19 protein-coding genes are annotated in these 23,215 nt (G+C 64.0%); 13 read left to right on the top strand and 6 right to left on the bottom strand.

Annotation, left to right across the window (positions count from 1 at the left end; genetic code table 11):
• Positions 1 to 170: 170 nt before the first annotated feature.
• Both acs and aroQ read left to right on the top strand, forming a co-directional pair.
• A complete protein-coding gene (gene acs / locus OK351_RS00535) occupies positions 171 to 2,150 on the top strand; it encodes an acetate--CoA ligase (protein WP_265155376.1) in 1,980 nt (659 codons plus the stop codon).
• 138 nt (positions 2,151 to 2,288) lie between these two features.
• Positions 2,289 to 2,744, top strand: a complete 456-nt coding sequence (aroQ, locus tag OK351_RS00530; protein WP_265155375.1) for a type II 3-dehydroquinate dehydratase — start codon at positions 2,289 to 2,291, stop codon at positions 2,742 to 2,744.
• Between the two features lie 88 nt (positions 2,745 to 2,832).
• Here the strand turns inward: aroQ and OK351_RS00525 are convergent, their stop codons facing one another.
• Positions 2,833 to 4,020: a MarP family serine protease gene (locus OK351_RS00525; protein WP_265155374.1), complete on the bottom strand. Its 1,188-nt coding sequence runs from the start codon at positions 4,018 to 4,020 to the stop codon at positions 2,833 to 2,835.
• 206 nt (positions 4,021 to 4,226) lie between these two features.
• Here OK351_RS00525 and OK351_RS00520 point away from each other — a divergent pair, with 206 nt between their 5' ends.
• Positions 4,227 to 4,904, top strand: coding sequence for a Crp/Fnr family transcriptional regulator (locus OK351_RS00520; RefSeq protein ID WP_265155373.1), 678 nt, complete (start codon positions 4,227 to 4,229; stop codon positions 4,902 to 4,904).
• Between the two features lie 70 nt (positions 4,905 to 4,974).
• On the opposite strand, the gene OK351_RS00515 is transcribed toward OK351_RS00520, so the two are convergent.
• Genes OK351_RS00515 through OK351_RS00505 form a run of 3 tightly spaced genes read right to left on the bottom strand, consistent with a single transcriptional unit; the run spans position 4,975 to position 6,589 of the window.
• The gene (locus tag OK351_RS00515; protein WP_265155372.1) at positions 4,975 to 5,910 is read right to left on the bottom strand and encodes an NUDIX hydrolase; all 936 of its coding nucleotides are present in this window, start codon (positions 5,908 to 5,910) and stop codon (positions 4,975 to 4,977) included.
• Positions 5,911 to 5,935: 25 nt separating this feature from the next.
• Positions 5,936 to 6,412 (bottom strand): RidA family protein, encoded by a 477-nt coding sequence (locus tag OK351_RS00510; protein ID WP_265155371.1) that lies wholly within the window; start codon positions 6,410 to 6,412, stop codon positions 5,936 to 5,938.
• 21 nt (positions 6,413 to 6,433) lie between these two features.
• A complete protein-coding gene (locus OK351_RS00505; protein WP_265155370.1) occupies positions 6,434 to 6,589 on the bottom strand; it encodes a Sp36 family protein in 156 nt (51 codons plus the stop codon).
• A 175-nt stretch (positions 6,590 to 6,764) separates the two neighbouring features.
• Between OK351_RS00505 and OK351_RS00500 the strand changes: the two genes are divergently transcribed.
• The 4 genes from OK351_RS00500 to OK351_RS00485 all read left to right on the top strand — a co-directional run bounded on the left by OK351_RS00500 (position 6,765) and on the right by OK351_RS00485 (position 13,822).
• Positions 6,765 to 8,918, top strand: a complete 2,154-nt coding sequence (locus tag OK351_RS00500; protein ID WP_265155369.1) for a transglycosylase domain-containing protein — start codon at positions 6,765 to 6,767, stop codon at positions 8,916 to 8,918.
• Positions 8,919 to 9,025: 107 nt separating this feature from the next.
• Positions 9,026 to 9,982 (top strand): metallophosphoesterase, encoded by a 957-nt coding sequence (locus OK351_RS00495; protein WP_265155368.1) that lies wholly within the window; start codon positions 9,026 to 9,028, stop codon positions 9,980 to 9,982.
• A 211-nt stretch (positions 9,983 to 10,193) separates the two neighbouring features.
• On the top strand, positions 10,194 to 12,002 hold the full coding sequence (locus tag OK351_RS00490) for an ABC transporter ATP-binding protein (protein ID WP_265155367.1): 1,809 nt from the start codon (positions 10,194 to 10,196) through the stop codon (positions 12,000 to 12,002).
• Positions 11,999 to 13,822, top strand: a complete 1,824-nt coding sequence (locus OK351_RS00485; protein ID WP_265155366.1) for an ABC transporter ATP-binding protein — start codon at positions 11,999 to 12,001, stop codon at positions 13,820 to 13,822. The genes OK351_RS00490 and OK351_RS00485 overlap by 4 nt, the downstream gene beginning before the upstream one ends.
• Positions 13,823 to 13,887: 65 nt before the next feature.
• Here OK351_RS00485 and OK351_RS00480 read toward each other — a convergent pair whose 3' ends face one another.
• Both OK351_RS00480 and purD read right to left on the bottom strand, forming a co-directional pair.
• Positions 13,888 to 14,793, bottom strand: a complete 906-nt coding sequence (locus OK351_RS00480; protein WP_265155365.1) for a phosphoribosylaminoimidazolesuccinocarboxamide synthase — start codon at positions 14,791 to 14,793, stop codon at positions 13,888 to 13,890.
• 1 nt (position 14,794) lies between these two features.
• Positions 14,795 to 16,081, bottom strand: coding sequence for a phosphoribosylamine--glycine ligase (gene purD / locus OK351_RS00475; protein WP_265155364.1), 1,287 nt, complete (start codon positions 16,079 to 16,081; stop codon positions 14,795 to 14,797).
• A 432-nt stretch (positions 16,082 to 16,513) separates the two neighbouring features.
• On the opposite strand from purD, the gene OK351_RS00470 reads away from it, so the two are divergent.
• The 6 genes from OK351_RS00470 to OK351_RS00445 all read left to right on the top strand — a co-directional run bounded on the left by OK351_RS00470 (position 16,514) and on the right by OK351_RS00445 (position 23,213).
• Positions 16,514 to 16,888, top strand: a complete 375-nt coding sequence (locus OK351_RS00470; RefSeq protein WP_265155363.1) for a sterol carrier family protein — start codon at positions 16,514 to 16,516, stop codon at positions 16,886 to 16,888.
• Between the two features lie 10 nt (positions 16,889 to 16,898).
• Complete coding sequence (locus OK351_RS00465; protein WP_265155361.1) at positions 16,899 to 17,249, top strand: DUF3482 domain-containing protein; 351 nt, start codon at positions 16,899 to 16,901, stop codon at positions 17,247 to 17,249.
• A gap of 105 nt (positions 17,250 to 17,354) precedes the next feature.
• The gene (gene purF, locus OK351_RS00460) at positions 17,355 to 18,878 is read left to right on the top strand and encodes an amidophosphoribosyltransferase (RefSeq protein ID WP_265155360.1); all 1,524 of its coding nucleotides are present in this window, start codon (positions 17,355 to 17,357) and stop codon (positions 18,876 to 18,878) included.
• 79 nt (positions 18,879 to 18,957) lie between these two features.
• Positions 18,958 to 20,100, top strand: a complete 1,143-nt coding sequence (purM, locus tag OK351_RS00455; protein ID WP_265155359.1) for a phosphoribosylformylglycinamidine cyclo-ligase — start codon at positions 18,958 to 18,960, stop codon at positions 20,098 to 20,100.
• Positions 20,101 to 20,403: 303 nt separating this feature from the next.
• Positions 20,404 to 21,540 carry a flavin-containing monooxygenase gene (locus OK351_RS00450; RefSeq protein WP_265155358.1) on the top strand — a complete coding sequence of 379 codons (1,137 nt, stop codon included), beginning with the start codon at positions 20,404 to 20,406 and terminating at the stop codon, positions 21,538 to 21,540.
• Between the two features lie 41 nt (positions 21,541 to 21,581).
• Positions 21,582 to 23,213, top strand: a complete 1,632-nt coding sequence (locus tag OK351_RS00445) for a helix-turn-helix transcriptional regulator (RefSeq protein ID WP_265155356.1) — start codon at positions 21,582 to 21,584, stop codon at positions 23,211 to 23,213.
• Positions 23,214 to 23,215: the final 2 nt, after the last annotated feature.

Here is a 23,215-nt window from a genome sequence, read left to right as displayed (position 1 = left end):
GGGCCGTTTCGCAGCCCCGGGACGCAGTTCGCCGCAGCGGGACGACCGCTCGGCGCACAATCCTAACCTCTGGCACATAAAAACGTGACACATTTCACGGGGTGGACGTTCTTGGGGGTAATTTGGATCACAGGATATATTTGCAGCCAACCCGGAAGGGAACCACACCGATGAGTGAAGTGAAGACCTTGGATAACTTGTCGCACGAAACCCGTTCGTTCGCCCCGAGCGTCGAATTCGCCGCCAATGCCATTGGAAGCGCCGAGCAGTATTCCGCCGCCCAGGAGGACCGCCTGGGGTACTGGGCCGACCAGGCCCGGAAGGTGATCACCTGGGATACTGATTTCACCGACACTCTGGACTGGTCCCAGGCCCCGGTGGCCAAGTGGTTTGTGGGCGGCAAGCTCAATGCCGCCTACAACGCGCTGGACCGCCATGTGGAAAACGGTCTGGGCGACCGGGTGGCCATCTACTTCGAAGGCGAACCGGGCGACACCCGATCCTACACCTATGCCGAGTTGACCGAAGAGGTCAAAAAGGCCGCGAACGCGTTCGAATCCCTGGGTGTGGCCAAGGGCGACCGGGTCGCGGTCTACCTGCCGATGATTCCCGAAGCCGTGATCACCATGCTGGCCTGCGCCCGTATCGGCGCGATCCATTCGGTGGTCTTCGGCGGTTTCTCCGCCGACGCCCTGCGCAGCCGCGTCGATGATGCCGAAGCCAAACTGGTGGTCACCGCGGACGGCACCTGGCGCCGCGGCAAGCCGTCCCCGCTGAAGCCTGCCGTGGACGAGGCGCTGGCAGCCCCGGGTCACACCGTGCAGAACGTACTGGTGGTCAAGCGCAACGGCCAGGACGTGGCCTTCAACGATATCGACAAGTGGTGGGATGACGTGGTGGGTTCCGCCAGCACCGAGCACACGGCGGTGGCCCATGATTCCGAGCACCCGCTGTTCGTGCTCTACACCTCCGGCACCACCGGCAAGCCCAAGGGCATCGTGCATACCACCGGTGGCTACCTGGTGCAGGGTGCGGTCACCCACCGTGACACCTTCGACCTGCACCCGGAGTCCGATGTCTTCTGGTGCACCGCCGATATCGGCTGGGTCACCGGCCACTCGTATGTCACCTATGCACCGCTGGTCAATGGCGCCACCCAGGTGATCTACGAAGGAACCCCGGATACCCCGCACCAGGGACGCTGGTGGGAACTGGTCCAGAAGTACGGGGTCACCATCCTGTACACCGCCCCCACCGCGATCCGCACCTTCATGAAGTGGGGACGGCAAATTCCCGATAGCTACGACCTGTCCAGCCTGCGCCTGCTCGGCTCGGTGGGTGAACCGATCAACCCCGAGGCGTGGATGTGGTACCGCGAGGTCATCGGTTCGAACAACGGCAAGAATGGCGAAAAGAAGGAGCACCCGACCCCGATCGTGGACACCTGGTGGCAGACCGAGACCGGGGCGCACATGATTGCCCCGCTGCCCGGGGTCACCTCCACCAAGCCGGGATCGGCCCAGGTCGGCGTCCCGGGAATCACCGTGGATGTGGTGGACGAGGAAGGCAACTCGGTCGGCAACGGCGAGGGCGGCTTCCTGGTCATCCGCGACCCGTGGCCGGCCATGCTGCGCGGCATCTGGGGCGACATGGAACGCTACAAGGACACCTACTGGTCCCGTTTCCAGGACATGTACTTCGCCGGGGACGGGGCGAAAAAGGACGAGGATGGGGATATCTGGTTGCTGGGACGCGTCGATGACGTGATGAACGTGTCCGGCCACCGGTTGTCCACCACCGAGATCGAGTCCTCACTGGTGGCCCACCCGTACGTGGCCGAGGCCGCCGTGGTCGGCGCCAAGGACGACACCACCGGCGAGGCAGTGGTCGCCTTCGTGATCCTGCAGATCGAGCCGGAGCAGGGCGAGGACGTGGTCGCCACCTTGCGCAACCACGTGGGCAAGGATATCGGCCCGATCGCCAAGCCGAAGCACGTGCTGGTGGTGCCGGAACTGCCCAAGACCCGTTCGGGCAAGATCATGCGCCGGCTGCTCAAGGACGTGGCCGAGGGCCGCGAGGTCGGGGACGCCACCACGCTCTCCGACGCCACGGTGATGACACAGATCGCCGATTCCATGCGCCAGGGCTAACACCCCCCGGCGAGGGACAACTGTTCCACGGGCCGCCGTTGCTGCAGGAAACTGCCGCAGCGGCGGCCCGTGTTGTGTTGCGGCAGCTACCGGCGCAATGCTGGGAAACATGCCGGTCACTGCAGTAGATTTAGCATCATGACCCCTACCGCACCACGTAGCATCCTGTTGCTCAACGGCCCGAACCTGAACCTGCTCGGCACCCGGGAACCGGAAATCTATGGCTCCGATACCCTGGCCGATGTCGAGGCGTTGGCCCGTACCACCGCCGCAGCCCACCAGTTGGAGTTGCAGGCGCTGCAGTCCAACCATGAGGGGGTGCTCATCGATGCGATCCATGCCGCTCGTGGCACCGCCGCGGGCATCGTCATCAACCCGGGGGCCTTCACCCACACCTCGGTGGCTATCGCCGATGCCCTGGCCGGGGTGGCCCTGCCGGTGATTGAGGTGCACATTTCCAATGTGCACAAGCGCGAGGCCTTCCGCCACCACTCGTATGTCTCCCCGGTCGCCGCCTCGATCGTCATCGGGGCCGGGATCAATGGCTACCGGTTGGCCATCGAGCAGCTGGCCTGGTTGTTACCCGAGGCCTGATTCCCGCGACAAGCACCTGCGCCGTGGCCCGCCACCCTTCACGGGTGGCTGGCCACGGCGCTGTTTTACTTGCCCTGACTGGCAGCGGCTAGTCGATGCACTCGCCGGTCTTAATCGAGGTGGTTCGGCCATCTGCCTGGTCCATGGCCCGTTCCACCTCGTCCAAGCTCAACGCGAATCCGATTTCCTCGTCGCTGCGCGACTTGGCGAAAATCATTCCGACGGCTTGGCCGGCGTCATCGAGCAGCGGCCCGCCGGAGTTGCCCTGCATGACCTCGGCGGTGAGCTGGTAGACGGACAGCGATCCGGGATCCTCGCCGTAGATGTTGGCGATCGAGACCGTCGCCTGGGAAGCGACCACCGCACCCCGGGTCTGCAACGGCCCACCGGACGGGTGCCCGCTGAACGCTGCGGCGTCCCCGCGTTCCAGGTCCTGCGGGGCCAGGGACAGGCTCGGTGTCTGCATGCCTTCGACATAAAGCACAGCGATATCGGCAGCTGGGTCGAAGTACACGACCTTGCCCCGCAACAGCCCTTCCTCGGGCAATTCCACGGTCGCGGCGCTCAGGCCGGCGACCACGTGCGCGTTGGTCATTACCATCTGGTCGGCCACCACGAATCCGGAGCCTGAGAGGTTCACGCCGCATTGCACGGCCGTGCCCGAGATTTTGGCAACCGAGCGCTCGGAGGCCAGTTGCGCCTCGGTGGGTTCCCAGTCGCCTTCCTCCACCGGTTCAACCGTGGGGGCGAATGGTTCAAGGATCGCCGGCAGGGTCTGGGCCATCACCGCCGAACGGGCCGAGGAGATCGCGGATGTGACGAATTGTGGCGTCGCTCCACGGATCGCCTCGATCATCTTGGAGTTGGCGATCTCCGTGGAGAGCCGTGGGATACCCATCGACGAGGTGGAAAACGCCAGGGCCCCGATCACGGTGGCGGTGATCAGTACCGAGAGGGCACCGCCCATGAGCCGGTCGAAGACACGGACCACGTCGAAGTTCAGGCGGCGTTTGATCCAGGTGGCGATCACCCGGCCCAGGGCCTGGCCCAGCAGGATCAGTACTGCCGCCACCCCGACCATCAGCCCGACCCGACCCCAGGGGTTGGAAACCCATGTGGAGACCAGGGGAATGGCGAAGAACGCCGCTATGCCACCGGCAATCAGGCCGAGCATGTCGCCGACCGTCAGCAGGAAACCACGCCGGATACCGGCGATAAAGAAGGAAAGCAGAGCAATGCAGATGGCAATGTCCAGCCAATTAAACGCTCCGAGCACCGATACTCCACTTCGTTCTATGATTGTCGGCTAATTCCAAGGTACCTTCGTTACCTGATGGATTTCTGTCAGTTACCCCGAGCTTCAGCGGCCGTTCAGCGTGATTTATAACATTTTTCCAGCGAAAACACGTGTGGAAACTGTCACATTGTTACCGGATGCGGCACAATGAAGGAAGCGCTCACTACATGTTGACAGGAGATTTAATGGATATCGAGGTTCTGCGCCGCGCGCCGCTTTTCGCATCGCTGGGTGATGAAGTATTCACTACCTTGACCGAAGAGCTGACCGAAGTTGACCTGTCCCGCGGTGCTTCAGTGTTCCGCGAAGGTGACCAGGGCGACCAGCTGTACTTCATCGTTTCAGGCAAGATCAAGCTGGGACGTACGTCTGCTGATGGCCGTGAAAACCTGATCGCCGTGCTCGGCCCAGGCGAGCTGTTCGGCGAAATGGCACTATTCGACCCGCACCCACGCAATGCCACGGCCACTGCGGTATCCGAGACCCGGCTCGCTGGCCTGCGTCACGAGAACCTGCGCCGTGCGATCCTGAATTCTCCGGAAGTCTCCATCCAGTTGCTTCAGGCCCTGGCTGCACGCCTGCGCCGCACCAATGAGTCGCTGGCTGACCTTGTCTTCTCGGACGTTCCAGGCCGCGTGGCCAAGGCGCTGTTGGATCTGGCCGACCGTTTCGGTCGTCCAGCAACCGACGGCATCCTGGTAGCCCACGAACTGACCCAGGAAGAACTGGCCCAGTTGGTTGGCGCTTCACGCGAAACCGTAAACAAGGCCCTGGCCGAGTTCGTCCAGCGTGGCTGGCTGCGTCTGGAAGCACGCGCCGTGGTCATCCTGGACATCCAGCGTTTGCGTCAGCGCTCGCGCTAGTACCCCACGAGAACAAGGGACCCGGTCACCGTGCGGTGACCGGGTCCCTTGTTTTCTCTGGCACCTTGCCTCATAGCCGCCGGGTGAAGTCGGCGTCGTCCTCACTGGAAACGATTTCCAACAGATAGCGTCCGTCGCGTTCGAGCAGGTTGGGGTGCTGCAGGCCCAGGTTACGTACCCTGGACAGGTAGGCGATTGCCCCGTTGGCCTGTGCCATCCGTTCCAGGATCAGCTCCACCGCCGGGGTGGTGATCTGGCTCAGCCGCAGGCCCACGGTGTCATGTTGCCCCACCAACTCGCCCAGCCATTGGCTCTGGCGCTTGCCGATCACTTCGCGTGCCGATAGCCAGGCCGCCCATCGCCCCTTGGATCGCAGCAGGCTGGCATGCTGGCCCTGTGGCACGGCGGCACTGAAATACCAGGTGTCGAACCGGCGCAACGCAAAGTTGGGGCTGAGCCAATGGGCAATGGGCCGCAAGAGGTCGGTGCGCACGCCCAGACCACGACGGGCCAGGAAGGTGCTGAATCCGATATCCTGGCCGGCGATCGACTCGCGCATCGACATCCATTCCTGGTCGTCGTTGATTTCGGCCACGGATTGTTCGTCGGTACCGGCCAACAGGATTCCGGTTTCCTCAAAAAGCTCGCGAATCGCGCAAATAATGTAGGAGCGGACCATTTTCTGGTCCAGGATGCCCAGTTTTCGGGCCCACACCCGCAGCGACGGGCCGAACCAGCGCACGTCGGTGCCGTCCTCGTGTTCCATGCTTCCCCCGGGGAAGGCGACGCTGCCCAGGGGCGAGTCTCCCGGCCGGTAGCCAAGATAGGTCTGCACTCCGGCGGCGTCCTCACGCACCAGGCACACCGAGGCGGCACGCATGGCGCTGCGCGGGTCCCTGCTACCGAAGGCCACCCAATTCTCGGCCGCGGAAACCTGAGCCGGTGGTAGTTCAAAGACCCGCCGGTGCACGCCGATGGACGGGTGTGCGGAAAGCTTTCCGCCCACCCGTCCATCACGCGTGGGAAACCGGTTACTCAAACTCGGCGATAACCTCGACCTCAACCGGTGCGTTCAGCGGAAGCGAGGCGACCCCCACGGCGGAGCGGGCGTGCAGCCCGGCATCGCCAAGAACCTCGCCGAAGAATTCCGAGGCACCGTTGATCACGGCAGGCTGACCGGTGAAGGCCGGGTCCGAGGATACGAATCCGACGACCTTGACGATCCGCTTGATCCGGTCCAGATCACCGATTTCGGCCTTGATCGCCGCCAATGCGTTCAGTGCACACACCTGCGCCTGCTTGGCCGCATCCTCGGCGGACACCTCGGCGCCAACCTTTCCGACAGCTGTGAGTTCACCCTGAATTAGCGGTAGCTGCCCCGAGGTGTAGACGTAGTTCCCGGTGGTGATCGCCGGCAGATAGGCCGCCACCGGCTTGGCCACCTGTGGCAGGGTGAAGCCCAGCTCGCTCAGGCGGGCTTCAACACGCGAAGAATTCGCTTCTTGCATGGGGTTTTGCTCCTTAATCAGTTAGCCCTTCGGGCGCTTGAGGTAGGCGACTGGCGAGGTCCCGTTCGGGCCGGGAACGACGGCGACCAGCTCCCAGCCGTCATCTCCCCACTGGTCCAGAATCTGCTTGGTCGCATGGATAACAAGTGGCAATGTTGCGTACTCCCATTTAGTCATACTCGATACGTTATCGCGTCCTTGTAAACTAGTAGGCATGGCAGCTAAGAAGTCCCCCTTTTTTGATACAGCTACCACCCTTGGCAAAATCGTTGCATTCCTCGGAATCAGTGCCTTGTGTGGTGTGCTCGCAGCAGGGATGCTCATCCCCGTCGCAGCGATGGCTAAATCCGGTATGACCACTGGAAACAACATCCTCAACGCGCTCCCTGCGTCCTTTGACAAGCTCCCGATCCCGCAGCCTTCCACGGTGCTGGATAGCAAGGGAAAGGTCATTGCGACGTTCTATGAGCAGAACCGCGATCCGGTGAAACTTGAGGACATCTCCCCGTACATGCGCAAGGCGATCGTGTCGGTGGAAGATGAGCGCTTCTACGAGCACAGCGGTGTCGACCCGCGCGGCATCGCCCGTGCCGCTATGTCAAATATCACCTCGACCTCCCGTCAGGGTGCTTCCACGTTGACCCAGCAGTATGTGAACAATCTGCTGATCAACAACCAGGAACTGACCGGCTCGGAGGACAGCACGGTTCCCGGTAACAAGGACTACGCGGACAAGATCCGCGAGATCCGCTATTCGGTGGCTATCGAAAATGAGATGACCAAGGACGAGATCCTGGAAGGCTACCTGAACCTGGTGCTCTTCTCGGGCCGTGAGTATGGCGTGCAGGCTGCCGCGCAGCGCTTCTACTCCGTTGATGCCAAGGACCTCAACCTGCAGCAGTCGGCCATGCTGGCCGGCATGGTGCAGCTGCCGAATGTGTACAACCCGCTCACCAACCCCGAGCGTTCCAAGGATCGTCGCGATAAGGTGCTGGGCAATATGCTGCGCGCCGGGGCCATCACCCGCGAGGAATACGACGAGGCCGTGGCCTCGGACCTTGAAACCGATCCGAGCGTGGCCCAGTCCGGTTGTATCGCGGCCGGGGACAGCGGTCATTTCTGCGACTACGTGTCCCGTCTGATCACCAGCGATGAGGCCTTCGGCAAGACCAAGGAAGACCGCACCAACTTGCTGTACCGTGGCGGCCTGACCATTAAGACCACCCTGGATTCCAGCGCACAGAAGGTCGCTGCCAAGGAAGCCCGCAAGATGGTCGATCCGAGTGATGACTCCAACTTGGGTACCGCCATCGTCTCGGTGGAACCGGGCACGGGCAACATCCTGGCCATGGCGCAGAACAAGTATTACAACCCCGAAGTGTCTGATGAGAACTCCGAGTTTAATTTCTCGGTATCCCGTGCCTTGGGCGGTTCCGGCGGCTTCCAGGGCGGATCCACCCTGAAGCCGTACACCACACTGGCGTGGCTGCACGAGGGCCACAACATGTGGGACAAGGTAGATACTAGCCTGCGCGCGTACAGCACCAGCTATAACTGGAAAGCCTCGTGTCTGCCCGGCGGCTCCACTCGAGTCGGCTCTCCTTGGACACCGCAAAATGCGGTCAAATACCCCAACTCGATGACCGTGGCCGATGGCCTGTACTGGTCGGTAAACTCCGCCACAATTCGCGAAGCATCGCAGGTGGATCTGTGCACCATCACCGATTACCTGACCAAGCTCGGAGTTTTGAACCACGAGCCATACAAGAATGAGGACGGGGAGACAGTCTACGAGCCCCGCCCGATTTCCCCACAGTATCCTTCGTTCGTGATCGGTGGTTCGGGCCAGATCACCCCGCTGTCCCAGGCAGCGGCCTTTGCGGCATTCGCCAACAAGGGAAAATACTGCGAGCCTCGGGCCCTGACATCGGTCACCGATGCGGACGGCACCGAATACAAGGTCAAGGGCGAGTCCTGCGAACAGGTCATCGATGAACAGATCGTTGCCGACATGAACGGTACCCTGCAGAAGATCGCCACCCAACGTGTTTCCAAGGGCCGGGTTCCCGGACCGATCGCGGGTAAGACCGGTACCAACAACAAGGCAACCTCGACGTGGTTCGTTGGCTACACCACGGGCATGTCCACCGCCGCATGGGTCGGCCGCCACAAGGACCAGGGCCTTGATGTCCGGAATACCACCGTCAATGGCCAACGCTACGGCTGGGTGGACTCGGCCACGTTCGCCGCACCGCTGTGGACCAACTACATGTCCCAGGTCGCCGGCAACTACGAACGCGAGTCGTTCGGCAATGCGCGTTCGGCTCCGAAGCCCAAGCCGTCGCCAAAGCCGCAGGAATCCGACGATTCGGATGACTCATCGCCGTCCAGCTCTCCGAGCGCGTCGGCCAACCCCCAGGAATCGGACAACGATTCCGGTGGGAACAGCTCCGAACGACCGGAGGCTGACCAGCAGGGTTCGCCGTCGGACGAGGACGAAGACTAAACTGAAGGCCGTGGTCACCAGCTGGTGGCCACGGCCCTCGTGTATCCGGCGGCATCGGAATTTTGATTGACACGCTTCTGCGTCGAAAGGACGTTGACGGTCCCCTTATGGCATCACACAGCGATTTCTCCCAGGCCCTGGCCAAGACTGCCCGCAACACCGCACTGTTGGCCGGTTCAGCCTTGGCGCTGGGCACCGCCATGATCGGCTACGGCATGTACGAGACGCAGAAGTTCACGCTACGCCGTGAAACCCTGCCGCTGTTGCCCGCTGGTGCGGATGACATCCGCATCCTGCACCTGTCGGATATCCATATGGTCCCCGGCCAGCAGCTCAAACGCCGTTGGCTGCAGGGGCTCGCGGCCCTGCAACCGGATTTCGTCATCAACACCGGAGACAACCTCAGCCACCCCCGAGGCGTTCCCGCCTTGGTCGAGGCCCTTGAACCGCTCATGGCCTACCCCGGGGCTTTTGTTCCCGGATCCAACTGCTACTTCGCGCCACAGCTGAAGAACCCTTTGCGCTACCTGCAAAGGAACCGCTCCACGCCACGCAATTCCCCACGTAATGCACTCCCCCATGAGCAGATGCACCAGGCCTTCGGTGCAGCCGGCTGGGTCAACATGACCAACCGCAACCTGTCCGTTCCGCTTAAAGGCATCAGGCTCGATCTGAGCGGGGTGGATGACGCGCATATCGATCGCGACAGCTTCGCCGGCTGGCCTTCGGGCTCGGCCAGCGCGTTGCGCTCACCCCATGTCAAGATCGCGCTGGCCCATGCCCCCTACCAGCGGGTACTCGATGAATTCACCCGGACCGGGGCGGATGTCATCTTTGCCGGCCACACCCACGGCGGACAGGTATGCATCCCTGGATACGGTGCCCTGGTCACCAACTGCGACCTGCCCACCTGGCGGGCCAGCGGCCTGACCAATTGGGAACTGGATGGACGCAGCGTTCCGCTGAACGTCTCGGCCGGGATCGGCAATTCCCGTTTCGTCCCGATTCGTATTGCCTGCCGGCCCGAAGCCATCCTGGTGACCCTCACCGCCAAGGACGAATAATCCCGGAGCACAGCGTCCACCTGCTCCAACGCCAAAGGCCGGCACTGTTCGCGGTGCCGGCCTTTGGCATCGGCCGGGCCGGTGCACCGGGATCGCCAGCCACACCCCGAATGATTGATATTAGTCAACCACTCCGCTACCCTATAGTGAGGTCACATCAGCATTTGGGGAGAATCACGAGGTTGGAATCACCGTGCCGGCAATGAAAAGCATGAGGGGCACAGCCCCGGACACCTCACTCAGAACCACCCTGCGGCGACTAGGGCCCTTCGTCCGGCCGATCCTCCCCCGGTTGTTGGTCGGCTTCCTCTGCGCCCTCAGCGCCGGCCTGGTCGCCCTGGCCATCCCCCAAGTGCTGTCCTGGCTGGTCAACACCGTCATCGCCCGGGACGGCGCCAGCACGCAAGTCTGGATGGCCGCCGGCATTCTGACCGCACTTGGCTTCCTTGAGGCATTGCTCTTCTTCCTGCGCCGGCAGTTCGTACTGGCCCCGGCCGCGCGGCTCGAAACCCAGATGCGCATCCGTTTCTACACCCATTTGCAGCATCTTCCCATGGCCTTCCACGAACGCTGGGGGTCTGGCCAACTGCTGTCCCGCTCCATGTCGGACCTCTCGCTGTTGCGTCGCTGGCTGGCCTTTGGGGCCATGATGCTGGTGGTCGATACGGTCACCGTGGTCGTGGGAATCGGCCTGATGGTCTACCACAGTCCTTGGCTGGCCCTGCTCTACCTGATCGGTGCCATCCCGATCAGCTTCCGTGCCTTCAAGTTCCGCAACAACTTCCGTGCGGTCAGCCGCCTGAGCCAGGACCAGGCCGGCGACCTGGCCACGGCGGTGGAGGAATCGGTCCACGGTATCCGTGTCATCAAGGCCTTCGGCCGTGGCCCGCACGTGTACGAGGGCTTCAAGAACCAGGCCGAGGCCCTGCGCACCACCGAGCTGTCCAAGGCACGCACCCTCTCCGGGTTCCTGACCACCGTGGTGGCCGTTCCCGAGACCTTCCTGGGCATGGGGCTGGTCCTGGGTCTGGCGCTTTGCGCCAACGGTTCACTGACCGTCGGCTCACTGGTGGCGTATTTCGCCACCGCAGCGGTTTTGGCCCGTCCCGTGGAAGGCATGGGCATGCTGCTGGGCATGACCCTGACCACCAAGACCGCCCTGGATCGCCACTTCGAGGTGATGGACGCGAAGAACCATCTCACCAGCCCACAGAACCCTGGAACCCCGCCGGGCCCGGCAGGAACCGTGGAGCTGCGTCATGTGCGTTTCACCTACCCCGATGAGACCGGCAATGCCCGCCCGGTCCTGGCCGATATCAACCTCAGCCTGCGTCCAGGCGAAACCATGGCCCTGGTGGGGATGACCGGTTGCGGCAAGTCCACCCTGTTGAACCTGATCCCGCGGCTGCACGATGTCAATGGCGGCTCGGTACTGGTTGACGGCCTGGATGTGCGCGAATGGGATCTGGAGGCGCTGCGCACCGCCATGGCGGTGGCCTTTGAGGACACCACCTTGTTCTCCACCTCGGTACGCGACAACGTGCTGCTCGGTGCGGATGAGGAACTGGACCAGGGCAGGCGTGATGCCCTGCTGGAATCGGCCCTGGATGTTGCCCAGGCGCAGTTCGCCCACGAGCTGCCCGATGGGGTGGACACGCTGATCGGCGAGGAAGGGCTCTCGCTGTCCGGTGGCCAACGCCAACGGCTGGCTTTGGCCCGTGCTATCGCCGCCCAGCCGCGCATCCTGATCATGGATGACCCGCTCTCCGCACTGGATGTGCGTACCGAGGAGGCTGTCACCGCGAAACTGCGCACCGTGCTGGAAGGCACCACAACCCTGGTGGTGGCCCACCGTCCCTCGACGGTGATGCTGGCCGACCGGGTGGCCCTGATGCGTGATGGACGGATCGAATCCGTGGGACGGCATTCGGACCTGTTGGCCACCAGTGAGCACTACCGATATGTCATCGCGTCCCTGGAGGACGAGGACGCTGAAATGGATGCGGAGATCCGGCCATGAAGAAATCCACTGCATCGGTTCACCACGGGGTAGCCAACGAGGATGCGATCACCCTCTCCGGTGTCGAACGCACCGCGGTGCGCCGGCGCTCCTTCCAGCTGCTGGCCGCATTGGCAGGACCCCAGAAGAAGACCCTGGCGCTGACCGTCGCGTTGGTGCTGGCATCGAACGCGGCACGGGTGGCGCTGCCGGTGATCATCGCCTTCGCGATCGACAGCAGCCTGCCCCAGGTGCGCGAAGGCAACTGGGGTGCACTCGGGGTCGTGGGGATCGGCTACATCGTCTGCGCCGTTCTCGGTGGCATCCTGCTGGGCTGGTATATCCGTACCGCTGCCCGGATCTCCCAGGCCATGCTCCTTGACCTGCGCCAGCAGGTGTTCCGGCATACCCAGCGGCTGAGCCTGGAATTCCACGAGAACTACACCTCTGGACGGATCATCTCGCGGCAGACCTCGGATCTGGAGACGCTGCGCGAACTGCTCGACCAGGGCATCAGCGAACTGGCCTCGGCCGTGGTCTTCGTGGTGTTCACCCTGGCCACGATCTTCCTCTTGGATTGGCGCAGTGGCCTGGTGGTGTGCGCCGCTTTCATCCCGGTGATCCTGATCTTCCGCTGGTACCAGTCGCGCTCGGAGGTGCTGTACCGCGAATCCCGGGTGGTCTCCGCCAAGGTGATCTCCAGTTTCGTGGAAACCATGACCGGGATGCGTGCGGTCAAGGCCTTCCGCCGCGAGGCGGCCAACGACCGTTCCTACACCACCGTGGCGGAGGACTACCGCGACAATACCGTCAAGGCATTGAACCTCAACGGCATCCTGCAGCCGGGCCTGATGTTGATCGGCAACCTCACGGTAGCCACGGTGCTGGCCTACGGCGGGTTCCGGATACTTGATGGCACCCTGGCCGTGGGTGTGCTGGTGGCCCTGCTGCTGGCCTCCAAGCGGGTCTTCCAGCCGATGGAAGGCATTGCGATGTTCTATTCCTCATTGCAGTCCGCCACCGCGGCCCTGGAGAAGATCTCCGGGCTGTTGGCCGAGGAACCGAGCCTGCGTGAACCCCGGCAGCCGCGAAGCATCGAAAAGGTCGCCGGGCATATCGAGTTCACCGATGCCGTCTTCGGCTACGGCAACGGGCCGGTGGTCATGGACAAGTTCAACCTGGATATCCCGGCAGGACAAACCGTGGCGGTGGTCGGCCAGACCGGTGCCGGTAAATCCACCCTGGCCAAGCTCATCGCCCGCTTCTACGACCTGCGTGAGGGTTCGCTCACCCTGGATTCGGTCCCGGTAAACCAGCTGGCCAACACCGAGTTGCGCCGCCACGTGGTGATGGTGACCCAGGAGGCGTTCCTTTTCTCCGGTTCGGTGGCCGAGAACATCGCCTTGGGCCGACCCGGGGCCAGTGACGAGGACATCGAGGCGGCAGCCCGGGCCGTGGGAGCCCACGAGTTCATCCTGAAACTGCCCGAAGGCTACGACACCGATGTGAACAAGCGTGGCGGCCGGGTTTCGGCCGGCCAACGCCAGCTGATCTCCTTCGCCCGGGCCTTCCTGGCCGATCCGGCCGTGCTGATCCTGGACGAGGCCACCAGTTCACTGGACATTCCCTCGGAACGTGCGGTGCAGGCCGGGCTGCAGAAGCTCTTGGGCAACCGGACCGCGCTGATTATCGCGCACCGGCTGTCCACCGTCCGGATCGCGGACCGGGTGCTGGTGGTCCATGACGGGAAGATCGTGGAAGACGGCAGCCCCGAGGAGCTGATAGCTTCCGAGGGCCGTTTCGCCTCGCTGCACAAGGCCTGGCGCGACTCGTTGGTCTAGGCACAGCACAAAGCCTCGCACCGGGAAGCGTATTCCTGGTGCGAGGCTTTTTCATCTGCCGGTAACTAGGCGTTGAAGACCTGTCCGGTCAACCGTTCGTAGGCCTCGATATAGCGTGCCCGGGTCTTGGAGACGATCTGCTCGGGCAGCGCCGGCGGCTCGTCACCGGAGTTCTTGTCCCAACCCGATGCGGCGGAGGTCAGCCAGTCGCGCACGAACTGCTTGTCGAAACTGGCCTGCGCCTTGCCCGGTGCGTAGTCCTCCGCGTCCCAGAATCTCGAGGAGTCGGGGGTCAGCACCTCATCGCCCAGGGTGATCACCCCGGTGGCCGGGTCGGCCCCGAATTCCACCTTGGTATCGGCCAGGATGATCCCGCGCTGCCGGGCGATCAGTTCGGCCTGTTCGTAGAGGGCCACGGTCTGCTCACGCAGGGCCTCGGCCACCTCCTGGCCCACCCGCTCGACCGTCTGCGCGAAGGAGATGTTCTCATCATGTTCACCCACCTCGGCCTTGGCCGAAGGGGTGAACAGGGCCGGGGTCAGCTTGGACCCGTCGACCAGGCCTTCAGGTAGCGGCAGCTCGCACACGGTGCTCGAGGCCTTGTACTCAACCAGCCCGGAACCGGTCAGGTAGCCGCGGGCGATGCACTCGATCGGGTACATGTCCAGCTTCTTGCAGACCATGGCCCGCCCGGCCACCTCGGCCGGCACATCGGTGGAAATCACGTGGTTGGCGAAGTCCGAGAGCTGCCCGAACCACCACAGGCTCAACTGCGTGAGCACCTTGCCCTTGTCCGGGATCTGTGTGGTCAGCACGTAGTCGAAGGCGCTGATCCGGTCCGAGGCGACCACCAGCACCCGGTCGGTATCCTCGAAGCTGTGCCCGGCCGGGATATACAGGTCGCGGACCTTGCCCGAGTAGAAGTGGTCCCAGCCGTCCAGGGTGGTTACTTCGGTTTGGAAGCCGGCCATATCAGTTGCTCTCCTGGTTCACTACGATCTCGCCGCGTTCGGCCTTCAAACCAATGTCGCTGCGCGACTGGGCCCCGGGCCAGGAAATCTTGGCTACCCCCTCGTAGGCTGCCCTGCGGGCCGCCGCGAGGTCATCGCCCAGCGCCACCACGGCAAGGACGCGGCCGCCGGCCACGGTGATATTGCCTTCGGCGTCGGTTGCGGTCCCGGCGTGGGCCACATGGACGTTCTCGATGGCGTTGGCTTCATCCAGGCCCTGGATGGTGGCTCCCTTGACCGGGGCGTCCGGATAGTTCTCGGCGGCGATCACCACGTCCACGGCGGTCTGCGGATGCCAGTGCAGCTGTTCGGCGTCATCCAGCTCCCCCTTGGCGGCGGCCAGCAGCAGGGAACCCAACGGGGTCTTGAGCCGGGCCAGCACGGCCTGGGTTTCCGGATCGCCGAAGCGCGCGTTGAACTCGATGACACGGATGCCGCGGCGGGTGATGGCCAGGCCGCAGTAGAGCACACCGGTGAACGGGGTACCGCGCTTTTCCATTTCACGCAGGGTCGGGTAGGCCACGCGTTCCATGACCTGTTCGGTGAACCCCTCGGGTAGCCATGGAAGCGGCGAGTAGGCTCCCATGCCGCCGGTGTTCGGTCCCTGGTCGTTGTCGAAGATGCGCTTGAAGTCCTGCGCCGGGGACAATGGCACCGCGTGCTTGCCGTCGCAGATGACGAAGAGCGAGACTTCCGGGCCATCCAGGAACTCCTCGATGACCACGGTTCCGCCGGCCTCGAAGCAGAGCTCGGCATGGGCCAGCGCCTCGGCACGGTCATTGGTGACCACCACGCCCTTGCCCGCTGCCAGCCCGTCATCCTTGACCACGTGCGGCGCCCCGAAGGCGTCCAGCGCCGCGGCGGCTTCCTCGGTATTGGTCGCCACCCGTGCCATGGCGGTGGGCACCTCGGCCTCGGCCATGATCTCCTTGGCGAAGGCCTTGGATGCTTCGAGCTGGGCTGCGGCCCGGGTGGGGCCGAAGACCGGGATGCCCGCGGCGATCAGCGCGTCGGCCACACCGGCTGCCAGGGGCGCCTCGGGGCCCACGACGACCAGCTCGCTGGCCAGTTCCCGCGCCAGGGCCACCACTGCCTCGGGGTCCTGTGCGTCGATGGGGTGGACCGGTACATCACGGGCGATTCCGGCGTTGCCGGGGGCGCAATGAACCTCTTCCACATAGGGGTCTGCAGCTAGTGCACGGACAATTGCATGCTCGCGGCCGCCGGGGCCAATAACCAGTACCTTCACAGGCCAAGAGTTTACCGGACGGGACACCACGGTGACCGGTGTGTGACCCCACCATGAATCCCTCGGCTCGATTGGTGGCCGGCGCTGCGCCGCTTGGGCTTGCGGACCGGACCTCAGGCCACCACGAGCGCGCCACCGGGCGGGAAAGCGCCATGGTGCCGCTACCGGCGGGATCCGACCGGGCCATCATTCCCCTTCGGGGCATCGGGAACCCCTGCGCCATCCTCCGTTCCCCGCACGAAGGTTCAGCAGATGCCCAGTGCGGATTCCGCCGGACAGTAAATGTGATTAACCAAACGCGGCCCTGCCGGCACCCGCGCACTGGGCGTCCGGTTCCTTCGAAGAATATGGGCGCAGCGCCCCCTCGGGTCGGTGCCTCCGGCTATACACTGGATGGCTGGCAGAGTTGGCGGAACCCGCAGGAGGTACAGCGTGGCTATCAAGCGCAAAATCGACCCAGTGGCCGGTGCATCGGCACTTCGGCAGTGGAGTGATGAAGCCGCCACGGGAACCGTCCCCGCGCGTCAGGTACGGGCCACCGCAGTGCGCTTTGCGTTGGAGGAGCTCGCGGAACGCGCCGAAGGCAATTCGGTGGAGGTGCGTGTACCGCCCTTCGGTGTGACCCAATGCATCGCCGGACCCCGGCATACCCGTGGAACTCCGCCAAATGTCGTGGAAATGCCCGATGACATCTTCTTGTCCCTAGTCACCGGGAAGATCTCCTGGGACCAGGCAATAACCGACGGCGCCTTGCAGGCCTCCGGGCTAAGGGCCGACTTGTCTGCGCATCTGCCGCTCTTTGAGTAGGCTTAACCCCATGGAGCAAAACCCCTCTCGTCCCCACGTCTCCCCGCAAGGCGGCGGGCAGCCGTTCGAAGTTGATGTCCACTCCTCCCCCAAGCTCTGGCCGATGCTGATCACCGGCGGTGTGACCGGGGCGCTGGCTGGCGCTGTCATCGCCCTGTTGGGTGAGCCCTCGGCCAACTACACCGTCGCCGCCACCCTGGGCTTCTTTGCAGCCATGTGCGCCGCCATCGGGCTAGCCGTGGCCGCCGTGGTCTATCTGGTGATCGACAGGGTCACCGCCAAACGCACCACCCGCAAGGTCGCCGTACCCCTACCCGAGTCCGGGCAACCGGGTCGCGGCACCATCACCGAGGGCGAATAACCCGAGAACTACCGACCATTTCCGGATGTTCTTTCATCTCCGGGATGGCCGTAACGAACCACACTTTTGGCCGACGACGGCCCGGATACATGAGAGAATATTGACATGGCGCGTGGCGATGGAAAACTGAATCATGACCTTCTTCCCAACGAGAAGGGACCCCAGGACGAATGCGGCGTATTCGGTGTCTGGGCACCGGGCGAAGAGGTCGCCAAACTGACCTACTACGGCCTGTACTCCCTGCAGCACCGCGGTCAGGAGTCAGCGGGTATCGCAACCAGCGATGGTGAGCGGATCAACGTCTACAAGGACATGGGTCTGGTCTCCCAGGTCTTTGACGAGAACACCCTGAATTCCATGTCCGGCCACCTGGCCATTGGCCACTGCCGCTACTCGACCACCGGGTCCAGCCACTGGGCCAATGCCCAGCCGACCCTGGGTCCCACCAAATCCGGGACCGTGGCGCTGGCCCACAACGGCAACCTGACCAACTCCGCCGACCTGGCCGAACTGGTCCGCGCCAAGATCGACGCCGAGGGCGGCAAGGTCACCGGCGAGCTCGCCCAGGGCAACACCACCGATACCGCCCTGGTCACCTCGCTGCTCAACGGCAACGAAGGGCTGACCCTGGAGGAAACCGCCATGGGTCTGCTGCCGAAGATCGAAGGTGCCTTCTGCTTCGTCTTCATGGATGAGAACACCTTGTATGCCGCACGTGACCCGCACGGCGTACGACCACTGGTCCTGGGACGCCTGGACCGTGGCTGGGTGGTGGCTTCCGAACAGCCCGCCCTGGCCACCGTTGGCGCCTCCTTCATCCGCGAAATCGAACCGGGCGAACTCATCGCCATCGACGAGGCCGGGGTCCGCTCCCAGCGTTTCGCCGAATCGACCCCGGCAGGCTGCGTTTTCGAGTACGTCTACCTGGCCCGTCCCGATGCATCCATTGCCGGCCGCTCGGTCTACGAGGCCCGGGTGGAAATGGGTCGCCAGCTGGCCCGCGAAAACAGCTCCGAGACCGACATCGTCATCCCCGTACCCGAGTCCGGAACTCCTGCGGCCATCGGCTACGCCGAGGAATCGGGTGTGCCCTTCACCCACGGGTTCGTGAAGAACTCCTATGTGGGCCGTACCTTCATCCAGCCCAGCCAGACCCTGCGCCAGCTGGGTATCAAGCTCAAGCTCAACGCCCTGGAGACCGTTCTGAAGGGCAAGCGCGTCGCGGTGGTTGACGACTCGATCGTGCGCGGCAACACCCAGCGCGCCGTGGTGCGGATGCTGCGTGAAGCCGGTGCCGCCGAGGTCCATGTGAAGATCTCCTCCCCACCGGTGAAATGGCCGTGCTTCTACGGCATCGACTTCGCCACCCGGGCCGAGCTGATCGCCAACGGTGCCGCCGTGGATGAGATCGCCAAGTCCATCGGTGCCGATTCCCTGGCCTATATCTCGGAGGACGGGATGATCGAGGCCACCAACCAGCCCCGGGCCAAGCTGTGCACCGCTTGTTTCACCGGTGAGTACCCGATTCCGCTGCCGGATACCGGACGCCGCGGCAAGAACCTGCTTGAACAGGCCAACCAGTCCGGCTGCGAGCCGGGACCGGACGCCGATCTCGAGATCACCCTCTAGGCCAAGCGCCCTGACTTCCCCACAAATCCGCGCCGGAATCCGTGCGCGGGTGTTCACGACAGAAAAGGACCCATCTGCCATGAGCGGCACGCAAGAGCAGCCAACCTCCATCACCTATGCCGGTGCCGGCGTCGACGTCGAGGCCGGTGACCGTGCCGTCGAGTTGATGAAGGGTGCGATCAAGGCCACCCATACCGATGGGGTCATCGGCGGGGTCGGCGGTTTCGCCGGCCTGTTCGACGTCTCCTTCCTCACCGGGTACAAGAAGCCCTACCTGGCCACTTCCACCGACGGTGTGGGGACCAAGGTCGCGATCGCCCAGAAGCTGGACATCCACCACACCATCGGCCAGGACCTGGTCGGCATGGTGGTTGACGACATCGTCGTGGTGGGTGCCAAGCCGCTGTTCATGACCGACTACATCGCCTGCGGCAAGGTTGTTCCCGAGCGGATCGCCGATATCGTGCGTGGCATCGCCGAGGGCTGCAAGCTGGCCGGCACCGCGCTGGTGGGCGGGGAAACCGCCGAACACCCGGGCCTGCTGGCCGAGGACGAATACGATGTGGCCGGCGCCGCCACCGGTGTCATCGAAGCCGACCAGCTGCTGGGTCCGGATCGGGTGAAGGCCGGCGACGTGGTCATCGGCATGGCCTCCTCCGGCATCCACTCCAACGGATATTCGCTGGTGCGCCGGGTGATCGCGCACGCCAAGTGGGAGCTGGAACGCCAGGTGGCCGAGTTCGGCCGCACCCTGGGTGAGGAACTGCTTGAACCCACCCGCATCTACACCTCCGCTTGCCTTGACCTGGTCAACGAGCTGAACCAGGACGGGACCTTCGGTGTGCACGGTTTCAGCCACGTCACCGGTGGCGGCCTGGCCGCCAACCTGGCCCGGGTGCTGCCCCAGGGGCTGATGGCCACCGTGGACCGCTCCACCTGGTCGCTACCTGCGGTGTTCCAGACCATCGGCGAGTTGGGCAATGTGCCGCAGGCCGATCTGGAACGCACCCTGAACCTGGGGGTGGGCATGGTGGCCGTGGTGGATGCCGCCGTGGCGGACCGCGCCGTGCAGCTGCTGAACGCGCAGAACATGGGTGCCTGGGTCATGGGCGGTATCCAGGATCTGGATCCTTCCGCATCCTCCGCCGGTCTGGACTTCGTGCAGGGCGCCAAGGGCGTGGACGGTGGCGCGGTTCTGCTCACCGGCAACTACGCTTCCTAGACCCGCAGAACACTTACCGATGCGCCGCTCCGCTTGGGGCGGCGCATCGCCTTTAACCACTGGTTTATCCTCTCGTATCGTTTGCACGCAGAAGAACCAGTGGCGCCGCTGGCAGCCGGGAACAGGCAAGAGGCAACCGGTCTATGGGTAATTCCACCCATAGGCCGGCGCACATGGGCGATCCTCCCGATGCGCAGGGTGCATCCGTAACCGTAACGTGAATATCCCAACGGTTCGGGCCAGCCCGCAATGCGGCCCGGCTGCCGGTCCGTCGGTACACCATTTGCACATTCGGAGGCAATCATGATTCCTGCGAACCAGCCGGATCCCTACCCGAGCGGACCCAGTGAGATCGACACGTTGATCATTGGCGGCGGCCAGGCGGGACTGTCCTGCGCCAGGCAGCTGCAGCAGAAGGACTGCCCCTGCCTCGTGCTGGAGGCAGCAGCCCACATAGGTGACCAATGGCGGCACCAATACGACTCCTTGCGGTTATTCACCAGCAACCGGGTCAACGGCCTGCCCGGCATGAGGTTCCCCGGCCCGCCCGCCGGCTTCGCCAGCAAGGATGAGGTGTCCGATTTCCTACAGGCCTATGCCGATAAGCACGCGCTGCCCGTGCAGTGCGCTACCCGGGTCACTGCGGTTTGCCGACATCCCTCTGGCTTCCGGGTCCAGAGTACGGCCGGTGAGTTCCTGGCCCGGAACATCATCGTGGCGACGTCCCCCTTCGGCGGGCGGCCAGCCCTACCGGCAGCTGCCGACCAGCTGGACCAATCGATCCTGCAACTGCATTCAAGCCAGTACCGGCGGCCGGGACAGCTACGTCCTGGACCGGTTCTGGTGGTCGGCGCCGGCCACTCGGGATGTGATATCGCTCGTGAGCTCGCCCTCTCGCACCCGACGTTCCTCTGTGGCCGCGACACCGGTGAAGTCCCGGTGCCTTTCGATAGACAGGTCGTCCATCTGGTGATTCCGCTGGTCATGTTTTCCCATGCCCACCTGCATACGCGCAGGACCAGCCGTGGCCGGGCCGAACGCCTGAACGTCCTGGCCCATGGTGCGCCGCGGCTGCGGGTCAAGCGCCGGGACTTGCTCGATGCCGGGGTCATCTGGAATGAGCACCGATTCGACCGGGTACGCCATGGACAACCGGTTCTGGCCGATGGAACCGAGTTGAGCGTATCCAATGTGGTCTGGGCCACCGGATTCCGGCATGACTACTCATGGCTTGACCTGCCGGTCTTCGACCAACGAGGATGGCCACGCGAGTACCGCGGGGTATCCACCGATGTTCCCGGACTGTACTTCTGCGGGTTGGCCTACCAGTACTCCATGGCCTCGATGAACTTCTACGGCGTCGGTCCGGATTCGCGCTACATCGCCCGACGGATCGCCGCAGGGGTGCGGCAGCAGACGGGGAGCAGGACGATTGTCTAATTGCACTATGTCGGCGTACTCTCGAAGTGGAGGCGTTGGCCATGGATGCAGCCACAATCGAAGATCCCGGGGATCGAATACCCGGGGCCCTGTCACCGGACCAGCTGCTGTCGCAAGGTACGGCGGCGTACCTTGCTGGTGATCCTCGGCTGGCGGTACCCATGCTATATCGGGCCTTTATCACCTACATCGATTCGGGTCATCGGGCATCAGGGTTTCAGGCCGCCTTCCGGTTGGCCATGGTCTACGGCACGACTGGACAGCTTTCCTTGTTTAACGGCTGGTTGGCCAGGTCGCGGAACCTGCTGGCTGAATTCTCCAGGGAGAACGGTTCGGATCCGACAGAGCTGGAGATCGCTGCCGGATATGTGAAAGTCATGGAAATCCATCGGCTCCTGGCAAACAGCGGCTTTTCCACGGTGGCCGAACCTGCTGGCCAAGTCCTGGCTATCGGGCGACAACACCATTGCCCTGACCTGCTGGCCCTGGGCTTGGTGGCCCTGGGACGGGCGAGGATTTATGGCGGGCAGGTAGGTCCCGGTCTGGACATGCTTGATGAGGGCATGGCGCTGGTACTTGCCGGTGAGTGCACCGAGATTCCCAATGGATTGGCCTGGTGCGCTGCCATCGAGGCCTGCCAGGAGATAGGGGCCATCGAGCGAGTCGCGGAATGGACCAGGGCGTTGGCCGATTGGCGGGGATCACACCCGAAGATGACCGCCTTCGGTGGTGAATGTTCCTTACATACCGGACAGCTGTTGGCACTACATGGTGCCTGGCGTGAAGCCATCGCCGAATTCAATGCGGCCCGCACCCGATTCGAGCACAATGCCCAGGTTTACGCCGCCGGCGCGGCCGAGCGCGAGCGTGGAGATCTGCTGCGGATCCAGGGCAAGCACACCGCGGCAGAGAGCGCCTACCAATCGGCGGCCGAATACGGCTGTGATCCGCAGCCCGGTCTGGCCTTGCTGTGGTTCCAGTCGGGTTCGCTACGCCCGGCGGTCGCTGCCCTGGAGCGTTGCCTTGCCGAGCACACCTTGCAGGCGCAGCGGGCGGTGTACCTGCCAGCGGCTATTCTCCTGAACCTGGAACACGGAGATCGCCCCAGGGCCCAGGAACTGATTGCGGAACTGGACGCGCTGGCGGAGCTCACCGGTTGCCCTACCGCGCACGCCGAAGCGGCTGCGGTCCACGCAATGGTGGCGCTGAGGAACAATGACCCGTCCGCTGCCCTCGCCTACGCGCGGAAGGCCGGGCAGATCTGGACCGAACTGGACTCGCCCTACCGTTCGGCCCAGGCAAGGGTGCTGCTGGGAAAGGCTCTCGGGGAGCTTGGTGATACGGAATCCGCCCACGCTGAGCTGTCCGCCGCACGGACGGCGTTCACGGCCCTGGGCGCGTCACCGGATGAGGGTGGGGTCCAGCGCCTGCTCCAGAGCCTGGCCGCCCCTCCAGGGCGCCCCGCACCCTGCGGCTTGACGGCGCGCGAGGTACAGGTCCTGCGATTGGTCTCCGCCGGTAACAGCAACCGGCAAATCGCCACGGCCTTGTTCCTCAGTGAGAAAACCGTGGCCCGGCATCTGAGCAACATCTTCGGCAAGGTCAACGTCGGCTCCCGCACCGCTGCCGCGGCGTGGGCCCATGAACACCGGCTCCAGCAATACCTTGAATAGCC

Source organism: Glutamicibacter sp. MNS18, from assembly GCF_026107515.2.
Classification (GTDB): domain Bacteria; phylum Actinomycetota; class Actinomycetes; order Actinomycetales; family Micrococcaceae; genus Glutamicibacter.
The sequence above is the reverse complement of the archived record's forward strand: the minus strand, read 5'-3'. Positions and strand labels throughout refer to the sequence as shown.